Annotated in this window: 1 protein-coding gene; it reads right to left on the bottom strand. The window is 42.7% G+C overall.

The features are described 5' to 3' along the window. A partial coding sequence (locus MTCD1_RS18695) for an alanine:cation symporter family protein (RefSeq protein ID WP_143760157.1) occupies positions 1–351 on the bottom strand: 351 nt, incomplete at both ends.

Raw genomic sequence — 351 nt, 5'->3', positions numbered from 1 at the left:
TTGCTGTTCTAGCGTTAGTTTATCAAAAAATAATTTGGTTTCGGCAATCACCACGTGACGTAGACCAATCAAACCAATTAAGTTCGGGATCGCCATTAAGCCATTAACAATATCCGCTAGGATCCAAATAAGATCCAAGTGTAAGAATCCGCCACCAGCCACCAGCAATATATAAAAATACTTGTACGGTTTAATGCCTTTCTGACCAAACAGATATTGCACACAACGTTCGCCATAATAGTTCCAGCCGAGAATAGTGGTAAAGGCGAAAAACACGAGGCCTAAGGTGATCACGTATTGGCCGATTAGCGGTGACAAACCTTGCTCAAAGGCTAACGTCGTCATTGCAGC

The organism is Colwellia marinimaniae (assembly GCF_002207865.1).
GTDB lineage: Bacteria > Pseudomonadota > Gammaproteobacteria > Enterobacterales > Alteromonadaceae > Colwellia > Colwellia marinimaniae.
The sequence above is the reverse complement of the archived record's forward strand: the minus strand, read 5'-3'. Positions and strand labels throughout refer to the sequence as shown.